Here is a 16835-nt window from a genome sequence, read left to right on the forward strand (position 1 = left end):
CGAACCGTGAGGGAGTCAGCGATGAGGTACATGATGTTGGCCTACACCAACCGCGAGGCGTGGGACGCCGCGAACGCCGAGTGGAGCGCCACCCAGCAGATGCCCGCCGACGTCCAGGCGGCGTGCGACTTCTTCGAGAACCTGGTGAAAGAGCTCGGCGAGTCCGGCGAGTTCGTCAGCACCGAGGGCCTGGCCGACCCGGCGCACGCCAAGACCGTCCGCAAGGCCGACGGCGGTCCGGTCGCCTCGGACGGGCCGTTCGCGGAGTCCAAGGAGGTCCTGGTCAGCTTCGCGATCGTGGACTGCGAGAGCTACGACCGGGCCGTGGAGATCGCCGCCCGGATCGTCGACTTCACCGGCGACACGGTCGAGCTGCGCCCGATCATGGACGAGGCGGGCGTGCTGGAGGCGTGACCGAGCCACCGGTCGCCGAGGACCTGCTGCGCGAGCTGGCGCCGCAGGTTCTCGGCGCGCTCGTGCGCCGCTACGGGCACTTCGACACCGCCGAGGACGCCGTCCAGGAGGCGCTGCTCGCGGCAACTCGGCAGTGGCCGGAGGAGGGGCGGCCGGACAACCCGCGGGCGTGGCTGATCCGGGTCGCGGCCCGCCGGATGATCGACCTGCTGCGCGCCGAGCAGTCCCGCCGCGACCGTGAGGACGCCGAGCTGACCCGGGTCCCGCGCGACCGGTTCATGGCGCCCGCCGCCGACTCCGCGCGCGGGCCGGACCAGGACGACACGCTGATCCTGCTGTTCCTCTGCTGCCACCCCGCGCTCACCCCGGGCGCGCAGATCCCGCTCACCCTGCGCGCGGTCGGCGGCCTGAGCACCGACGAGATCGCCCGCGCCCTGCTGGTGCCCGAGGCGACCATGGCCAAGCGCGTCACCCGAGCCAAACAGCGGATCAAGGACTCCGGCGTCGGGTTCAGGATGCCGCCGGAGCCCGAACGGGCGCAGCGGCTCGGCACCGTTCTGCACGTGCTCTACCTGATCTTCAACGAGGGCTACACCAGCATCTCCGGCCCGCTGGAGCGGCGCGGGCTGGCCGCCGAGGCGATCCGGCTCACCCGCCAGGTGCACGGGTTGCTCCCGGACGACACCGAGGTCGCCGGCCTGCTCGCGCTCATGCTGCTCACCGACGCGCGGCGCCCGGCGCGCACCGGGCCCGACGGCGCGCTGATCCCGCTGAGCGAGCAGGACCGCACCCGCTGGGACCGCGCGGCCATCGCCGAGGGCGTCGCGCTGGTCACCGCCGCGCTGGCCGCCACGCACCGGTTCGGCCCGTACCAGCTCCAGGCGGCGATCGCGGCCGTGCACGACGAGGCCGGCACCGCCGAGGCCACCGACTGGCCGCAGATCCTCGCGCTCTACGAGCTGCTGCTGCGCATCTCGGACAACCCGATGGTCACGCTCAACCACGCCGTCGCCGCCGCCATGGTGCACGGGCCGCGCGTCGGGCTCGACCTGCTCGCGCCGCTGGACGCCGACAGCCGGATGACCGCGAACCACCGCTTCGACGCCGTCCGCGCGCACCTGCTGGAGCTGGCGGGCGAGCACGCCGCCGCCCGCGCCCACTACCTGCGGGCGGCCCGCCGCACGACCAGCACCCCCGAGCGCGACTACCTCGACGCCAAGGCCGCCGCGATCAGAGCGTGAGCTTCATCCCGACGTGGCTCGCGACGAAGCCGAGCTTCTCGTAGAAGCGGTGCGCGTCGGCGCGCGTGGCGTCGGTGGTGAGCTGGACCAGCGCGGCGCCCACGGCCCGCGCCTCCTCGATCGCCCACTCGAACAACTCCTGGCCCAGGCCGCCGCCGCGCTGGTCGGCGCGGACCCGCACGCCCTCGATGGTCGCGCGGGTGGCGCCCAGCCGGGACAGGCCGTGGGTGATGGTCAACTGGAGGGTGCCCACCACCTCGCCGTCGGCCTCGGCGACGATCAGCAACTGGTTGGGGTCCTCGTCGATGGCGGCGAACGCCTCGGCGTAGCGCGGGTCGCCGGGACTCTCGCGGGCGGCGCCGAGCGGGTCGTCGGCAAGCATGGCCACGATGGCGGGAACATCGTCGAGCTGCGCGGGACGGATCTTCACGGGGCGACAGCCTGCCACAGCGGGTCAACCGACACGCCCGCCGCACGTCCACCCCCGCGCCCCGGCGAACAGGCAGAATCGACTGGGGGAGTCCGGGGAGCCTGGCGACAGGTGCGAGGAGGAGCTGTGTACAAGGTCTTCGAGGCCATCGACGAACTGGTCACGATCGTGGAGGAGGCCCGGGGGCTGCCGATGACCTCCGGCTGCGTCGTGCCGCGCGGCGACGTCCTCGAACTGCTCGACGAGATCCGCGACGCGCTGCCCACCGAGGTCGACGACGCCCAAGACGTGCTCGACCGCAAGGACGAGATCGTCGGCGGCGCCGAGCACCAGGCCGAGCAGACCGTGAGCAAGGCGAACCTGGAGGCCGGGACCACCCTGGCCGAGGCCCGCGCGCAGGCCGAGCGGCTGGTCGCCGAGGCGTCCGCACACGCCGACCGGCTCGTCGCCGAGGCCCAGCACGAGGCCGACCGCGCCGTCGCCGCCGGGCGCGCCGAGTACGAGAGCCTGGTCGGGCGCTCCCAGTCCGAGGCCGACCGGATGATCCAGGCAGGCCGCGAGTCCTACGAGCGCTCCGTCGAGGAGGGCCGCTTCGAGCAGGGCAGGCTGGTCTCGCAGACGGAGGTCGCGCAGGCCGCGCACGCCGAGTCGGCCCGGCTGCTCGACGCCGCCGCCGAGGAGGCCGCCCGCAAGCGCGGCGAGTGCGACGAGTACGTCGACGGCAAGCTCGCCGAGATCGAGGATCTGCTCACCCACACCCTGCGCACGGTCGGCAAGGGCCGCGTGCACCTGCGCGGCGCGCTCACCGGGGTGCCCGCGGGCGCCGTGCCGTTCGACTACCACGGCTGATTTTTCCGCACCCCGGCGCGTCGCGTACGCTGTTCTCGCCTGCCGCGCAGATCGCGCTGCGCCGAATCCGCCCGAAGGTTGACCTGAGTCCACCATGTCCGACAACCGCAAGAGCCCGGCGCGCCCGGTACTGAGCAGTCCCTGGGTCATCGACACCAGGGAGCTCGGACGGCGGCCCGGGTCCAGCCGCCCGCTGCGCCGCGCGGCCCAGACGACCTACCCGCTCGGGATCGACGGCGTCATCGCCGTGCCCGTGGGCGCCGACGTCGAGCTGGACCTGCTGCTGGAGTCCGTGGTCGAGGGCGTGCTCGTCACCGGTACCGCGGCCGGTCCGTTGGCGGGGGAGTGCTCCCGCTGCCTCGACCCGATCGCCGACGAGACCGAGGTCGACATCACCGAGCTGTTCGCCTACCCGGACAGCGCCACCGACACGACCACCGACGACGACGAGGTCGGCAGGCTCGTCGACGACCTGATCGACTTGGAGCCGGTGGTCCGCGACGCGGTCGTGCTGGCCCTGCCGCACGTGCCGCTGTGCGCGCCCGACTGCGCGGGCCTGTGCGCGGACTGCGGCGGCAAGTGGGCCGATCTCGGTCCGAATCACCGGCATGAGACCATTGACCCTCGGTGGGCCGCGCTGCAAGAGCGGTTCCAACAGGATCGCGGTTTGTAGTCACGTAGTAGCTTTCGATCCTGCTCAACAGCTCGTCAAGAGGAGATCTAGTCGTGGCCGTCCCCAAGCGGAAGATGTCGCGTTCGAACACCCGCTCGCGCCGGTCGCAGTGGAAGACCACTGCGGTGCACCTGGTCAACTGCTCGAACAAGGCGTGCCGCGCCCCGAAGCCGCAGCACATCGCCTGCCCGACCTGCGGCCAGTACGACGGTCGCCAGGTCACGCAGCCCGCGTGATCCCACGGCGGAAGTAGGACCACGCCATGGGGGGTAAGGCGTCCCGGGGCCCGACGGCGGACCCGGAATCGCTGCTCGACGCGCTCGGCGTCCATCTGGACGCCGAGCTGCTCGTGCTGGCGCTGACACATCGCTCGTACGCCTACGAGAACGGCGGCCTGCCGCCCAACGAGCGCCTGGAGTTCCTCGGCGACGCCGTGCTCGGGCTCGTGGTCACCGATCACCTCTACCGCGCGCACCCGAACCTGCCCGAGGGCCAGCTCGCCAAGCTGCGCGCCAGCGTGGTCAACATGCACGCGCTCGCGGGCGTCGCGCGCGCCCTCGGCGACGGCGGCCTCGGCGCGCACCTGCTGCTCGGCAAGGGCGAGGAGCTGACCGGCGGCCGCGACAAGGCCAGCATCCTGGCCGACGGCATGGAGGCCGTGATCGGCGCGGTGTACCTGCAGCACGGCATCGACACCGCGCGCGAGATGGTCCACCGGCACTTCGACCCGCTGCTGACCGCCGCGCCGCTGCGCGGGGCCGGGCTGGACTGGAAGACGAGCCTGCAGGAGCTGACCGCGTCCGCCGGGCTGGGCGTGCCCGAGTACCGGGTGCGCGAGGAAGGGCCGGACCACCGCAAGGAGTTCACCGCCATCGTCGTGGTGAACGGCCAGGGCTACGGCAACGGCGACGGCCGCACCAAGAAGGAAGCCGAGCAGAAGGCCGCCGAGGCGGCCTGGCGCGAGCTGTCGGAGTCGACCGACTCCGCACAGGCGGACGCCGGCGCCGACAAGTCCTGAGCCGTGCCCGAGCTGCCCGAGGTCGAAGTCGTCCGGCGCGGATTGCAGAACCACGTCGAGGGCCGCGTGATCGCCCGGGTCGAGGTGTTCCATCCCCGGTCCGTCCGCCGCCACCTACCGGGTGCGGCGGATTTCGCGGGCAGGCTCGTGGGCCGCGAGCTGGTCGCCGCGCGTCGTCGCGGGAAGTACCTGTGGGTCGAGCTGGGGTCCGGCGAGGCGGTGCTCGCGCACCTGGGCATGAGCGGCCAGATGCTCGTCCAGCCGCCGGGCACCCCGGACGAGAAACACCTGCGCGTGCGGATGGTCTTCGCCGACGACGGCCCGGAGCTGCGGTTCGTCGACCAGCGCACGTTCGGCGGTCTGTCCGTCGAGGAGGTCGTCGAGGTCGACGGCGTGCCGCTGCCGGTCCCGGTAGCGCACATCGCCCGCGACCCGATGGACCCCGCCTTCGACCCGGCCGCCGCCGTAGCCGCGTTGCGGCGCAAGCGAACCGAGGTCAAGCGCGCCCTGCTCGACCAGACCCTGGTGTCGGGCATCGGCAACATCTACGCCGACGAGGCATTGTGGCGCGCCCGTCTGCACTGGGCCCGGCCCACCGACCGACTGTCCGCCGCGAAGGCGGGCGAGCTGCTGTCGGCGGCCACCGACGTGATGCGCGCGGCCCTCGACGCAGGCGGCACGTCGTTCGATGCCTTGTATGTCAACGTGAACGGCCAGTCGGGCTACTTCGACCGCTCGCTCGCCGCGTACGGGCAGGAGGGTCTGCCGTGCCCCCGGTGCGGCCGCCCCATCGTGCGCGAACCGTTCATGAACCGCTCGTCGTTCTCCTGTCCGCGCTGCCAGCGTCACCCCTGAGCCACTTCCCGGCACGCCCTTGACATTCCACCTTGCGCGGTACTGCGCTATGCGCAATAGTGTTGGTAGCGCGATACCGGGGAGGGCGCATGGATACGAGCCAGTTGCTCAAGGGAGTGCTGGACCTCGCCGTGCTCGCCGTACTCAAGGACGAGGACGGCTACGGGTACGACGTACTCAGAAGATTGCGGCACGGCGGCATGGACGAAGTGGGGGACGCGTCGGTCTACGGGACGCTGCGCAGGCTGTACCGCGCCGGATACCTCACGTCCTATGTGGTCCCCAGCGATGAGGGGCCGCACCGCAAGTACTACGGGATGAACGAAGCGGGCCGCGAGCGCCTGGTCGAGTCGGAGAAGGCCTGGCGGGCGTTCTCCGAGACGTTGGACGGGATTCTGCGAAAGGGGGCGGCGGCGTGAACGGGGACATCGACACCCGCCCAGAGTTGGCGGACTACCTCAGGCGCGTGCGGGCCGCGTTGGCCGATCTTCCGCCGGAGGAACTGGCCGAGGTCATGGAGGACGTCGAGCCGCACGTGACCGAGGTCTTCGGCGAAGCCGACACGCCCGAGGAGGTCACCACCCGGCTCGGCACACCGGAGGACTACGCGGCGGAACTGCGAGCAGCCGGCGGATATCCGCCACCCGGCACGCCGGTCGGCCGCCCCCGCGCCGTGCGCGGCCGCTACGTCTTCTGGATCACCGCGCTGGTGATCGTCGTCGCCGCGCTCACCGGACTGAGCACAGTGGACGGTTACACCGGCGAACACTTCGTCTTCCTGGCGCTGTTCACGCTCGCGGCCATCCCCGCCCTGTGGCTCGTCTTCGGCGGTCTCGTTCGCCGCTCCGACATCGCCACCCTGCCGGAGTACGCGTTGTTCCAACGCCTCGGCCGGTCGGCGGTCGGTGTCTTGCCGGTCAAGCCGGTGCGGTACCTGAGAACTCTCCAGCCCGCGTGGTGGCTGGCCCGGATAGTGCTGCTGGCCCTGGGTTTCCTCGCCGCGCTGGATGTCAGGGCCGCGGGCCTGCTGGTCATCCTCGGCATAGCGGCCCTGCTCCTCTGGTGCGGCGCCAAGGTCCGCACCGACCGACGGCTCCTGATGATCGTCATCCCCGCCAACGCCTTCGCCATCGGCCTCGGCTTGGCGCTGGCGGCGGCCGCGGTGTCCGGTGTGGACCGAAACCCGTACTACGTCACCGGCTACTCCACGTCCGGCCTCACCTACGAAGGTTCCCGACTGTCCAATGTGTACGCCGTAGGCGCCGACGGCCGCCCCCTCACCGAGTTCTACCTCTACGACGAAACCGGCCGCCCCCTCAACGTCTACCACCCCGACTGCGACCGGACGAGGATGCCGGTAGAGGACGAATACCGCAACCGGTTCCCGCTACCCCGAGTCAGCTACGACACCGGAGTCTGCACGGAACTGACAGACCTGCCGTTCGTCCCGTTGATTCCCGGCCCCTCGGCCGCAACCACCCCGTCCGTCACAACCACCCCCTCGGCCCCGAGCGCATCCGTGTCGACCTCACCTCCGGTCGTGACTACGACGAAGTAGCTGGGGTGGCGGAGGAGGAGCGGGCGTCGGGGGCCCGCTCCCGCTCCGTGCGCGGGGAGGACACCCGCCGCGTCTACATGACAGGAGTCGATGCCGGAGCAGCCCCGCGTGCGCGGGAGGACGCTTGTTGACCAGGCGGTCTGTAAACGAAACAGTGTTTCTCGTTCACTTCCGTCGGCAACGTTCCTATCGACTGCCGAAGCGCCGACGTTTGCCGGCGTTACTCCACCCGGTCTTTCGCGTTGGATCTCGTTCCGTCTTGTCGGGGCGCAGCATCAGATTGATGCCCTCGAAGTCGATCGGGAGCCATTCGTGGGCGTGGACTTCGAATGCGAGCCCCTGTTCGTTGTCGGCGCCGTAAACCATGATCGCCCGTCCGTTCTTCACCATCTCGATCACGCGTTCCCACATCAGGATGCGAACTCGGGCACTCACCTTGCCGACGAAGACGCCTGGGGAAATTTCCAGCAGCCAGCGGGTCAGGTGTCCGCGCAGGCCGATCGGGCAGGCGGCGACGACGATGACGGTCATTCGTCGTCGTTTCCGTATGCGGTTCCGCCTGCGACGTTGCGGCCGTTGTAGTCCCACAGCATGACCACATCGGGGTCCTCGAAGGCTTCCGGGCCGTATTCGACGGCGTCGTCCTCCTCGGTCAGGAGAGTCTTGATGTCGCGAACGCAGGTTTCCAGGAAAGCGCCGTCTTTCATGTGGTCGCGAACCGCGCGCCGGGTTTCGGCGCCGATGTCGGCGACTTCGCGGGCGGCGATGTCGAAGGCAGTCGGAATGCTGATTTCCGCCTTGTACAGATCGGCGATGTCGTAGACGAACGACTTGATGTGTCCGGTGTGGACGAATCCGAGTCCGGGCGCGCAGCCGAGGGCGACGATCACCGCGTGCACGACTCCGTACAGGCTGGTGTTCGCCGCCGAGAGCGCCTGGTTGACTGGCGAGCCGCCTGCGAAGTCGGTCGGGTCATAGTCGCGCCGTTCCCATTCGATGCCGGTTCGTTCGGCTTGGGCGCGGTAGATTCGGCGTACCCGGGCGCCCTCTCGGCCACGGAGTTGTTGCATGGTGAGTCCGGTTGTGTCCTCACCCGGAAATCGCATCGCGTACATTTCGCGGGCTACGCGCAGGCGGGAATTCCGGTTGGACACCAGGGCTGCCTGTCGTTCCAGCAGGCGCGACGATCGTGCCAGTGTTCGGCCGTGGGCGTAGTAGCGCACGCCGTGTTCGCCGACCCAGACCGCTGTCGATCCGCTCTCCGCGAGTAAGACCATGGCCTGCTGGCTGACATTCGTTCCTGGCCCGAGGAGCAACGCACCGAGGGTCGCGGCGGGGATGTGGACCGTGCCTCGCCTGTCTTGGGCAGTGATCGCGTTGGCATCGCGATGAACCACGCAGTGTTCCAAGTAGACAAACGTGAGGCGGTCCTGCGCCCGGGTGAGTTGGGACAGTGGAACCGGTTTGGCGCCAGGGATGTCGGCCATCGCCTACCCCTGGGCCAGGGTGAGCAGGCCGCACCCGTATCCCTTGGCAGGACCGATTCCCTGGGTCAGCGCGCGCCGAAGGGTCGCCGGTTCGGTGACCTCCAAGCGTCCCTCGAACACGGCCGTCGCCAGCGTGACTGTCTTGCCCTGCCGGGAGAAACGCCAGGTTCGTCTGCCCTGCACGGTGAGGTCCGGCTCCTTGTGTACACCGTCCGGCACGCTGAATCCGTGCTGCGCGGCCCGGTCGAGCAGCCAACCGGTCTGATGGGCGACGGTGACGTGCCCGTAGCGCTGGGAACGCGCCGCGTCGTCGGACTTGCGCTGGTTGCGGACCGGATTGGCCGTCAGCCGGAACGCCCAGTTGTCGCCGACCGTCAGGGTGTCCAACAGCGGCGCATACGGCTTGGTCGCCCAGCCCTGAGTGGACGGCCAGCCCGCCGCCTCCACCAAGTGGGTGAGGTCGGGCTCATTCGGGCTGACGACATACAGCAGCGTCTGATGCCCCCGCTGATCCACCCGCCACAGCACGCGGCCATGCTCGTCGGCCGCGCGCCGGTCGGCCGGGAATCCGTTCAGCACGGCCGCGTGCATCCGCTGCGGCGACGCGAGCAGGTCGCGCGCGGCCCGGCGCGCGGCGTTGATCTCGAATCGGGTCAGGTACATCAGGTCGTGCCCCCCAACAGGGCCAGCGGGTCGTGCGGGTCGCTTTCGCCTGCGGAACCGTGCTGGTATCGAGGGTTGGGTACGGGCACTTGGCGGTGGACGACCGTGCGCCAGCCGTAGTTTCGGTGGCGGGGGTCGAAGCTGATCGGCTCGTCGCGTACCAAGTGGCCGTCGGGAGTCTCAGGTGGACAGTCGTATACCACATCCAGGATGACTTCGGCGAACCGATTCTGCCGCTGCACCCACTCCGATGCCAGCCACGGTGCGGCTTTCAGCACGTCGACCACAGTCCCGTCGTGCAGGCCATGGTCGAGCTTCCCAGCCGGAGGGCACGACCTGCGGCCGAGGAAGAGGGGAAAAGCGGGCCGACGCAAGGCTTCTCGCAGGCCGGCCAACATCGCGTCGTCGCCCTCGACGGCGACGGCGAACACCGCGTCGGCGAGGTAGAACCGATAGGACAGCGGCATCGACATCGAACCGTCCCGGGTGCGGGCGGTCTGGAAGTCGCGTTCGAGCCGTCCCGGCTGTTCGACGCGCACGCCGATCCGCAGGTTCACCAGGTCCGTGATCGAATCGACCCGACGGCGACCCTGCGCCGCGGCGAGCAGGCCGATGATCCCGCTCTTGCTGGGCACCCGATCGGTGTTGCGGCGCACGAATCGGCTGCTGGTGCCCCAGGACTGCAGCGGCGCCGCCAACCGCAACAGCAGGGCGGTCACGCCGTCCCCAACCGCTCGGCGACCAGCGTGCCCAACGCCCGGACCGTGCCGTCGAAGGTCGAACGTTCGCCCAACTCGGCCAGCGGTTCGACGCGTTCGCCCGCACCGAAACTCCAGCAGGCGACGGGTGTTTCGTCGAAAGCCGCGTGCAACTCGGTGGCGTGGTTGGCAAGGCGCCAGATCGACGCCGGGATTCGGCCGCCCTTCTCCCCGTCGACCACGGCGTCCTCGAACGCGCCCACCAGATTGATCGACTGCGACTCCCGGACGACGACCAGCACGGCGTCGGGCAGGGTGCGGTTGGCGAAGGTGTTCTGCTTGCCGGTGGGCATGCTGGACACGAACGCGCGCGTGAACGCCTCGATCGCCCGCCGAGTGACGTCGGCCTGGCCGAGGTTGTCCTGGAGGCGGTCGATGTCGACGGTCGCGTAGCGGTACAGCGTGGCGGAGTTGAACTCGACGGTGCCGATCATCCCGGCGCCCGCGTCCTCCTCGGCGTCGGCCTTCTTGTGGTCGTCCACGGCCGTGAAGTAGTCGTACTCGTTCGCTACACTGTGGACACTGAGCGCGTGGGCGACCTGCGCGGCGGCCTCCACATTGAGGTCGGTCACATCCGCGACCATCCGGCCGAACAGCGACACATCCACCGAGTGGTCCCGATCGGCGCGCGCCCGCGCCTCGCCCTTGTCGATTTGCACCTTGTCGTCGCCTGCCTCGTGGGCGGCGCGGACGGCCAACTCGGCCAGGTTGGCGGCCTGCCGGTGGCTCAGGAAGAGCAGATAGCCGGACTCCTCCGGCGCCTCGGCCTTCCGCGCTGCCTTGATCTTGATGCCCGCGGCCTCCAGGACGGCTTTGGCCAACGCGGGGGATTGCTCCTTGAGCGCGGCATCCTGCCTGGTGATCTCGTCGCCGATGAGTTCCACGACGCGCTTGGTGCGCACGCCGAGTTCCGTGCGGTCCAGCAGCGTGTCGAACGCGTCGCGGGTGGCGCGTTTCCAGGCCTGACTGGACACTCGCGACCGCCGGGTTCCGCCGTATACAGCCGATTTCGGGCTGCCGGTGTCGTCGCGGTTGAGGTTGCTCGGCGGTACGGTCTGGATGACGTGAATGTCCACAATGGTGCGCGGCACGGTCATGCCCTTCTGCTGCTGGGTCACGGAGTTTCGGTCTGCTTGGCGAAGTGGAAGTCGCGGCCCCAGACGAGTCGGACCGCCGCCGGGCCGTTCGGTCGTTGCCAGTGCACCAGTTGTCTCGCGAGCAGGCCGTAGTCGAGCGGGATCTGCTCGGCGCGCAACAGTTGCACCATGCCACGCAGGTGGTGGACCAGTTCGTCGAGGCTGTCCGCGGTGCCGAGCATGGTGAACCGGCGGGTGACCGGATGGTCGGGCTTCACCTCGGCCTCGTGGATCAGCCTGCGGACGGCGGTACCGAGTCGACGACCCGGCTGGTGCATCCGGTGCGACTGGGATTGTTGGTGCACCGCGTAAAGCGTCATGCACAGGTGCGCGGCGGTCTCGTCCCAGCTCGGCGTGTCCGCCGACCAGTTGCGCGCGAACTCTGGCGCCAGGGTGTGTTCCAGGACGTCGAGCACGCTGCCGGGCGGCTTGCCCACCGCCCGGCGCAACCGCGCGAGCGCGGCGACACCGGCTGACCGGTTGGCGATGTAGCCGTTCTGGAGCACCCCAATCCGTTGGGCGACAATGGTTTGCACGGTCTCGGGTGCCGGGGTGGTCTCGGCCATGGGGTTCCTCTCGGTGCTCATGCCGTCTTCGCTTCGTCCTCGTAGGCCAGCGGCACAGCCTTGCGCAGGTCCCGGCGGAACCAGATGTCCGCGTGCGTGGAGGTGACCAGCCTGCCCTTGACGGGTCTGCCGACCCACGCGGTCGTGGACACCGTGCCCAGCAGTTCCCCGGCCAGCGTTCGGACGGCTTGGTTGGCCAGTCGGTGCCAGGCGATCTGGCAGTCGGTGGCGTCGGAATCCGGGCCGAGTTTCCTGATCCAGTGGCGAAACAACGGATCCAGCTCCGCGTAGCCGGACTCGATCGCCCGCGTCCTCGGCCCGGTGTAGTCGCCGCCAGCCGCCTCGGCCAGGTTCGCGGCCAGCGAGCCCAGCGCCTTGGCGGCGTCCTCGGCGGCCTGCACGCACGACAGCACGACATCTTTCAACGTGGTCGCACCTAGGGTGAGCAACACTGCCTGGATCGACAAGGCGTCGTCGACGATCTCGGCGGTCGTGGAACTCTGACTGCCGTAGGTCATGCCGATCGTGTGCATCCGCACGGGATAGTCCTTGTCGAGGATCCGGTCGCCGGTGAGCTTGGCGATCCACCTGATCACCCCCGGGGCGAGCCGGGCAGCCGCGTCGGCTCCCTGGCTCGTTCCCGTGCCGGGCAGCAAAGCCTGCAGGCCACGCCAGATCGCGCGTTCCGGGTCGTGTTCGAGCGGCATGTAGACCGGGTTCGCCGAGCGCAGTTTCTTCTCCTGCGCCTGGCTGCGCCGCCATGCGCTGTGGTTCTCCACCGTGTGCCTGTTCTGCGGTGTGCTGCGATCGCCGTTGCACACCAGCACCCCGACGACCTCGCTTCCCTTGCGGGTCAGCCGGATTCGTCTGCTCGGCCAGGTGAACAGGTCCACCGGCCCGGTCGGTTCCCGGCCACCGAGGACTTCCTCGGCTGGGCCGAGCGCGGCGCGTTCCCAGACCGGGAGGTCGAGGTCAGGAGCCTGCTCGGTCTTGCGGAAGTCCCAGGCGATCAGGTTGAGCAGCAAGGTCTCGCGGAGCGTGCGCCCCTCGACGAGCACCCCGCCGAGGTAGCCGGACCATCCGGTGCCGATCGGGTATCCCTTGCCACCCTTGACCCGCTCGTCGTCGAACGCGCCGGACTTGATCCCCGACGGGTCGAACGCGTGGCAGTGCACCAGCCAGCGGGCCGCCTCGGCGAACGACAACGACAGGTCTGCGCCGATGCGGGTCGAGAAGAACGGGCGGCCGTTGGGGACATCGGCGATGAGCTTGCTCAGGTCCGACACCTCGCCCTTCGCCGTGCGAAGCCCGGCGACCTGCAGGAACGGGGTTTCCTGGTGGAACAGGTCGAATCGGTGTCGATGTCGGTCCAGATACACCTCGATCTCGTCCATGGGCAGGCATTCGCGCTGCCAGAGCCGCTTCCAGTGGGCCGCGTCGCGGGGTCCGCGCAGTGCGCTGTGCAGCACCGCGAGGAGGAGTCGGGTCAGGGCGAACACCTGTGTCGGCACGTCGCCCGCCAGACCCGCCAGCCGGTCGGCGCGTCGCAATGTGTCCACAAGAGACATGTCGAGAGTGCGGCCGTCGAGCTGTCGGACCAGCAGCCACGGCTGGTCGAGCAGGTCGAAGGACAGCGCCTCAGATTCGGTCATGGATCAGTCCTCGACGCAGGTCGTAGGTGAGTCGGTAGCCGTACAGCTCGGCGCGGCGGTCGCTGTCGAGCACCAGGACGAGTTGGCCCTTCAGCGGTGGCGTCAACTCGAAGCTGGGAATCTTGTTCAGTTCCAGTTCGCGGATGACCGGATCGATGACCCCGCCGTGGCACAGTGCGAGCGGGAGTCGCAGCGAGCATGCCGCGATCACGCGCGCCTGTCCCCGGGACACCGACTGGTCGAGTGGAATCTGCTCCCCGCCGCCCTTGACCCAATCCGGCGTGAGCAGGCCGCCGTCGGCGTCTCGCTGCACGACAAGCACCTCAAGGGATTCCTCGCCGTCGCGGACCTGGGCCATCCCCTTGGCGTTGTCGTCGTCGGCATCGCCGACACCGGCGTACAACCAGTTTACGAGGGTGCCCGCGCTCAGGGCATCACCGAGCAGATACACGCTCGCCGCGTTGGTGCGGCGCAGTGCCGAGGCGGTTGCGGCCTTCTCGGCCTCGGCCATGGACATCTGCCATTGCGGCGGGCCGACCTGCTCGCCGCCGTACGCGCGCTGCACCAGCGGCGCGATGTCGTGCGGGATCGACAGTGTGTCCCGTTCGGACAGCAGTGCCGCCGCTCGCAGCAGCAGGTGATCGCCATAGACCCGACGAGAGCCGGGTACCGAGGTCACCGGCTCGCCGAGCCAGTCCGCCACTCCGACCACCGCGCATCGCGCTTGCCGCACCCGTTCCGGGCGACCCCGGTCGTGCCGGTGCAACCGGCCCACGCGCTGCAACACCAGGTCCACCGGCGCGAGATCGGTGACCATCAGGTCGAAGTCGATGTCGAGGGACTGCTCGACCACTTGGGAGGCAACCACTATGTGCCGGTCGGGCCGGTCGGGATTGGACTCCGGCGGGCCGAATCGGCCGACGAGATCGCGATCCTTGCCTGCCCGGTCACAGGCCAGGAACCGGGAGTGGTTGATGGTGACGTTGCCCTCGCCGAACTCCGCGCCCAGTCGCAGCGCCGTCTCCTGCACCCGTGTCACCGTGTTTCGCACGACAACGGCACAGCCACCATCGGCCAGGTTCGCGCGCAGATAGGAAACCAGGGTGTCCAAGTCGTCCGTCAGCCGGTCGAGTCGGACCGTCGTGCCCCCGGGCGGCAGCGCCACGGGTCGCGAAACCACGCCACCCGAGCCGCAGACCACCGGATAGCCCGGATGTTCTTGGGGGAGCGCGGATCCCGCGCCCCCGCGCCCGCTGTCGTAGGCACGCAGCAGCTCGGCTCGGCGAGCGTCGGGAAGCGTTGCCGACAGCAGGACCACTGGTACTCGGTAGGCGCCGAGCCAGTGCAGGACCCGGTGCAGGTACTGGGACATGTACACGTCGTAGGCGTGCACCTCGTCGATGATCACGACCTTGCCCGCCAAGGCGAGGTGTCGCAGCATCAGGTGCCTGCTCTTGAGTCCGGCGAACAACACCTGGTCGATGGTTCCGACCACAAAGGACGCCAATCCCGCTTTCTTTCGGCCACTGAGCCAATGATGTGCGGTCGCGGCACCGTTCTCGCCCACGCTCACAAACCGTCCTTTATGGACAAGCCCGGAGTACTCGTCGTTCAGATGCGCTTTGCCGTGCGCGAGACCCAGCGTGACCGCGCTGCCGTCCGCGCGCCCGGGGAGGGCGTCGAGCCAGGCGCGCACGCGCGCGAACATCGCGTCAGTGGTGGCTTGCGTTGGCAGGGCGACAAAGCAGCCGTTTGCCCCGGACGCGTGCGCCAACACCTCGGCGGCCAGCAGCGCGGCCTCGGTCTTGCCAGACCCCATCGGCGCCTCGATGACCACCATGCCCGGTTCGGACTGCGCCCGCGCCGCCTCGACCGCCGCGATCTGCACCGGCCGCGCGGTGCCGCCCGGCCGGCGGAATCTGTCGCGGAACACCTCGTCCAAGTCGCGCCCGAGCGGCTGGGCGCGCCAGCGCGGCGGCAGGTTGAGCCTGGACCAGCCTTCGGCCAGCCTGCGCTCGGTCAGCGCATCGTCCGGTTGGGACGGTGGGTCGGACAGCGTGGAGATCGGCCGCAATGGGAACAGGTCCGAGTTGGACGCGATCCAGTCGGCCACGATCACGATCGCGGTCAGCAATGCCTGACTGGGCTTGCTCAGATCGATCGCGCGATACGGTTCGAGGCCGCCGATTCGGGCCGTGGCGCGGGCAAGCAGGTGATTCCGTACCACTGCCCATGGCCCGCCGCCCGCGAGGTCGCCGCGCCCCTCGACTTCCGCCAGCCGGGCGTCCTCTGGCGACATTCCGTGATGACTGCCCACTATCGACCCCAACTGGGCCGCCGAACCCCGGAAGTCGAATCCCCGTTCGTCGGTCAACCAGTCCCGCACCGCGACGTTGCCTACCAAGGCATGGTTGACCTGGCTCCGCTTGCGGTCGTTGGTCAGCCGCGGATTGGCATTCAGACCGAACGGCCGCATGTGGTCGGCGAGTTTTTCGACCTGCACGGCGAACGCGGGGCTCGCTTTCCCCACATCGTGCACAGCCGCGAGCCAGCACGCGAGCGCGCGCACGCCCGTCGCGCCATCGGGCAACTCGCGCGCGATGCGGGTGATCACCTGCGGGGACACCCAGAGATCCACCAGCCGCCCGGCGACGGCGGCGGTGTCGTCCAGGTGCTGGTGCAACGGCAGCCAGTCCGTGCACACGTTGTGCTCGTCGCGGTCGGACTTCGCCCACACGGTCAGCCATGCGTCTTCGTGCGGCATCCAGCTACTTTCGGTCGATTCGGCACAGACAAAGATCCCTGAGCCCATGACATCTCTCGCGGAGAAGCCGTCGTTTCGGGCGAACAACCGAGTTCCCCCAAACGGCGTATGGACTGTCCCGTTGGCGTGTCCTTAAAGGCCACTCTCAGGACACCTCACGTCCTGAAAGTAGCCTTTAAGGACACGCGCTCACCGGCAGACATCAGACTTCGCCGGCACGGTGGCCCGCTATCCCAGGTGGCGGTGTAACCACCCACTCACCCCGAAGAACGTCACCATCCAACTTGCCCCCGCCGCCGCCAGGGTGGCCAACCAGCGGGAAGCATCGGCGCGTCCGTCGGCGCCTCCGCCCCACGTCGCGAAGCCGGCACTCAGCGCGACGAGGCAGGCCGCCACTCCGGCCATCAGGAAGATCAACAAGTTTCGTTGAGTGAACAGCGGCGGCGGAGTTCGTCCTCCGTCGCTCTGCGCATCGTCCGAGGGTTCTACAATCGACATGCTTCCTCTATCCGTGAGAGCGGACTGGAAGAAGGGCGGCCCTCGTGCAACCGGGGGCCGCCCGCCTGCTTCGACGGGTCGGCCACGCCGCCCTCTCCATGTTCCCGATCAGCTACCTGGAACTTCCCCGCGAAAGCGGGGACGACTGCGGCTTGATGGTCCGCCGCACGTGTGCTCCAGGGGCACCCCGCACGAGCAGGGAAGTCGTCGTGAGTGTGGCGGTACGACTGCCGATCGGGACATGACGGCAAGAGTGCCAGCTCGACGTCGAGT

The 16835-nt window shown here is 69.3% G+C and carries 18 protein-coding genes; 9 read left to right on the forward strand and 9 right to left on the reverse strand.

Going from position 1 to position 16835, the window contains the following annotated elements; genetic code table 11:
- Positions 1 to 21: 21 nt before the first annotated feature.
- Both ACT4N7_RS23990 and ACT4N7_RS23995 read left to right on the forward strand, forming a co-directional pair.
- Positions 22 to 414 carry a YciI family protein gene (locus ACT4N7_RS23990; RefSeq protein WP_444831090.1) on the forward strand — a complete coding sequence of 131 codons (393 nt, stop codon included), beginning with the start codon at positions 22 to 24 and terminating at the stop codon, positions 412 to 414.
- Entirely contained in the window at positions 411 to 1655 is a 1245-nt protein-coding gene (locus ACT4N7_RS23995; RefSeq protein ID WP_444831091.1) for an RNA polymerase sigma factor, read from the forward strand. Before ACT4N7_RS23990 ends, ACT4N7_RS23995 begins: the two co-directional genes overlap by 4 nt.
- On the opposite strand, the gene ACT4N7_RS24000 is transcribed toward ACT4N7_RS23995, so the two are convergent.
- A complete protein-coding gene (locus tag ACT4N7_RS24000) occupies positions 1645 to 2085 on the reverse strand; it encodes a GNAT family N-acetyltransferase (RefSeq protein WP_444831092.1) in 441 nt (146 codons plus the stop codon). The two genes, ACT4N7_RS23995 and ACT4N7_RS24000, sit on opposite strands and share 11 nt — an antisense overlap.
- A 126-nt stretch (positions 2086 to 2211) precedes the next feature.
- Here ACT4N7_RS24000 and ACT4N7_RS24005 point away from each other — a divergent pair, with 126 nt between their 5' ends.
- The 7 genes from ACT4N7_RS24005 to ACT4N7_RS24035 all read left to right on the forward strand — a co-directional run bounded on the left by ACT4N7_RS24005 (position 2212) and on the right by ACT4N7_RS24035 (position 7038).
- Positions 2212 to 2934, forward strand: a complete 723-nt coding sequence (locus ACT4N7_RS24005) for a DivIVA domain-containing protein (RefSeq protein WP_444831093.1) — start codon at positions 2212 to 2214, stop codon at positions 2932 to 2934.
- 94 nt (positions 2935 to 3028) lie between these two features.
- Positions 3029 to 3607: a YceD family protein gene (locus ACT4N7_RS24010; protein WP_444831094.1), complete on the forward strand. Its 579-nt coding sequence runs from the start codon at positions 3029 to 3031 to the stop codon at positions 3605 to 3607.
- Positions 3608 to 3660: 53 nt separating this feature from the next.
- The gene (gene rpmF, locus ACT4N7_RS24015) at positions 3661 to 3843 is read left to right on the forward strand and encodes a 50S ribosomal protein L32 (protein WP_444831095.1); all 183 of its coding nucleotides are present in this window, start codon (positions 3661 to 3663) and stop codon (positions 3841 to 3843) included.
- 26 nt (positions 3844 to 3869) lie between these two features.
- Positions 3870 to 4625 (forward strand): ribonuclease III, encoded by a 756-nt coding sequence (gene rnc / locus ACT4N7_RS24020; protein ID WP_444831096.1) that lies wholly within the window; start codon positions 3870 to 3872, stop codon positions 4623 to 4625.
- A 3-nt stretch (positions 4626 to 4628) separates the two neighbouring features.
- Positions 4629 to 5480, forward strand: a complete 852-nt coding sequence (mutM, locus tag ACT4N7_RS24025; RefSeq protein WP_444831097.1) for a bifunctional DNA-formamidopyrimidine glycosylase/DNA-(apurinic or apyrimidinic site) lyase — start codon at positions 4629 to 4631, stop codon at positions 5478 to 5480.
- 89 nt (positions 5481 to 5569) lie between these two features.
- Positions 5570 to 5899 (forward strand): PadR family transcriptional regulator, encoded by a 330-nt coding sequence (locus ACT4N7_RS24030; protein ID WP_444831098.1) that lies wholly within the window; start codon positions 5570 to 5572, stop codon positions 5897 to 5899.
- Positions 5896 to 7038 carry a DUF1700 domain-containing protein gene (locus ACT4N7_RS24035; protein ID WP_444831099.1) on the forward strand — a complete coding sequence of 381 codons (1143 nt, stop codon included), beginning with the start codon at positions 5896 to 5898 and terminating at the stop codon, positions 7036 to 7038. The genes ACT4N7_RS24030 and ACT4N7_RS24035 overlap by 4 nt, the downstream gene beginning before the upstream one ends.
- A gap of 186 nt (positions 7039 to 7224) precedes the next feature.
- Here the strand turns inward: ACT4N7_RS24035 and cas2e are convergent, their stop codons facing one another.
- From cas2e to cas3, 8 genes are read right to left on the reverse strand one after another with little or no spacing between them, the layout of a single operon-like run.
- Entirely contained in the window at positions 7225 to 7569 is a 345-nt protein-coding gene (gene cas2e, locus ACT4N7_RS24040) for a type I-E CRISPR-associated endoribonuclease Cas2e (protein ID WP_444831100.1), read from the reverse strand.
- Positions 7566 to 8525, reverse strand: coding sequence for a type I-E CRISPR-associated endonuclease Cas1e (gene cas1e / locus ACT4N7_RS24045; RefSeq protein ID WP_444831101.1), 960 nt, complete (start codon positions 8523 to 8525; stop codon positions 7566 to 7568). Before cas1e ends, cas2e begins: the two co-directional genes overlap by 4 nt.
- Before the next feature lie 3 nt (positions 8526 to 8528).
- Entirely contained in the window at positions 8529 to 9188 is a 660-nt protein-coding gene (gene cas6e / locus ACT4N7_RS24050; protein ID WP_444831102.1) for a type I-E CRISPR-associated protein Cas6/Cse3/CasE, read from the reverse strand.
- Positions 9188 to 9907, reverse strand: a complete 720-nt coding sequence (cas5e, locus tag ACT4N7_RS24055; protein WP_444831103.1) for a type I-E CRISPR-associated protein Cas5/CasD — start codon at positions 9905 to 9907, stop codon at positions 9188 to 9190. The genes cas6e and cas5e overlap by 1 nt, the downstream gene beginning before the upstream one ends.
- The gene (cas7e, locus tag ACT4N7_RS24060) at positions 9904 to 11064 is read right to left on the reverse strand and encodes a type I-E CRISPR-associated protein Cas7/Cse4/CasC (RefSeq protein ID WP_444831104.1); all 1161 of its coding nucleotides are present in this window, start codon (positions 11062 to 11064) and stop codon (positions 9904 to 9906) included. Before cas7e ends, cas5e begins: the two co-directional genes overlap by 4 nt.
- Positions 11061 to 11669, reverse strand: a complete 609-nt coding sequence (gene casB, locus ACT4N7_RS24065; protein WP_444831105.1) for a type I-E CRISPR-associated protein Cse2/CasB — start codon at positions 11667 to 11669, stop codon at positions 11061 to 11063. The genes cas7e and casB overlap by 4 nt, the downstream gene beginning before the upstream one ends.
- A complete protein-coding gene (gene casA / locus ACT4N7_RS24070) occupies positions 11666 to 13300 on the reverse strand; it encodes a type I-E CRISPR-associated protein Cse1/CasA (protein ID WP_444831106.1) in 1635 nt (544 codons plus the stop codon). The genes casB and casA overlap by 4 nt, the downstream gene beginning before the upstream one ends.
- The gene (gene cas3, locus ACT4N7_RS24075; protein ID WP_444831107.1) at positions 13287 to 16064 is read right to left on the reverse strand and encodes a CRISPR-associated helicase Cas3'; all 2778 of its coding nucleotides are present in this window, start codon (positions 16062 to 16064) and stop codon (positions 13287 to 13289) included. Before cas3 ends, casA begins: the two co-directional genes overlap by 14 nt.
- Positions 16065 to 16835 lie beyond the last annotated feature (771 nt).

The organism is Actinokineospora sp. (genome assembly GCF_052390155.1).
Lineage (GTDB): Bacteria > Actinomycetota > Actinomycetes > Mycobacteriales > Pseudonocardiaceae > Actinokineospora.

What these genes read in the sequence shown, in the direction of transcription:
- ACT4N7_RS23990 (WP_444831090.1), top strand. Translation starts at nt 22, where the DNA reads ATGAGGTACATGATGTTGGCCTACACCAACCGCGAGGCGTGGGACGCC.
- ACT4N7_RS24010 (WP_444831094.1), top strand. Translation starts at nt 3,029, where the DNA reads ATGTCCGACAACCGCAAGAGCCCGGCGCGCCCGGTACTGAGCAGTCCC.
- rnc (WP_444831096.1), top strand. Translation starts at nt 3,870, where the DNA reads ATGGGGGGTAAGGCGTCCCGGGGCCCGACGGCGGACCCGGAATCGCTG.
- ACT4N7_RS24030 (WP_444831098.1), top strand. Translation starts at nt 5,570, where the DNA reads ATGGATACGAGCCAGTTGCTCAAGGGAGTGCTGGACCTCGCCGTGCTC.
- cas2e (WP_444831100.1), bottom strand. Translation starts at nt 7,569, where the DNA reads ATGACCGTCATCGTCGTCGCCGCCTGCCCGATCGGCCTGCGCGGACAC.
- cas1e (WP_444831101.1), bottom strand. Translation starts at nt 8,525, where the DNA reads ATGGCCGACATCCCTGGCGCCAAACCGGTTCCACTGTCCCAACTCACC.
- cas6e (WP_444831102.1), bottom strand. Translation starts at nt 9,188, where the DNA reads ATGTACCTGACCCGATTCGAGATCAACGCCGCGCGCCGGGCCGCGCGC.
- casB (WP_444831105.1), bottom strand. Translation starts at nt 11,669, where the DNA reads ATGAGCACCGAGAGGAACCCCATGGCCGAGACCACCCCGGCACCCGAG.
- casA (WP_444831106.1), bottom strand. Translation starts at nt 13,300, where the DNA reads ATGACCGAATCTGAGGCGCTGTCCTTCGACCTGCTCGACCAGCCGTGG.
- cas3 (WP_444831107.1), bottom strand. Translation starts at nt 16,064, where the DNA reads ATGCCGCACGAAGACGCATGGCTGACCGTGTGGGCGAAGTCCGACCGC.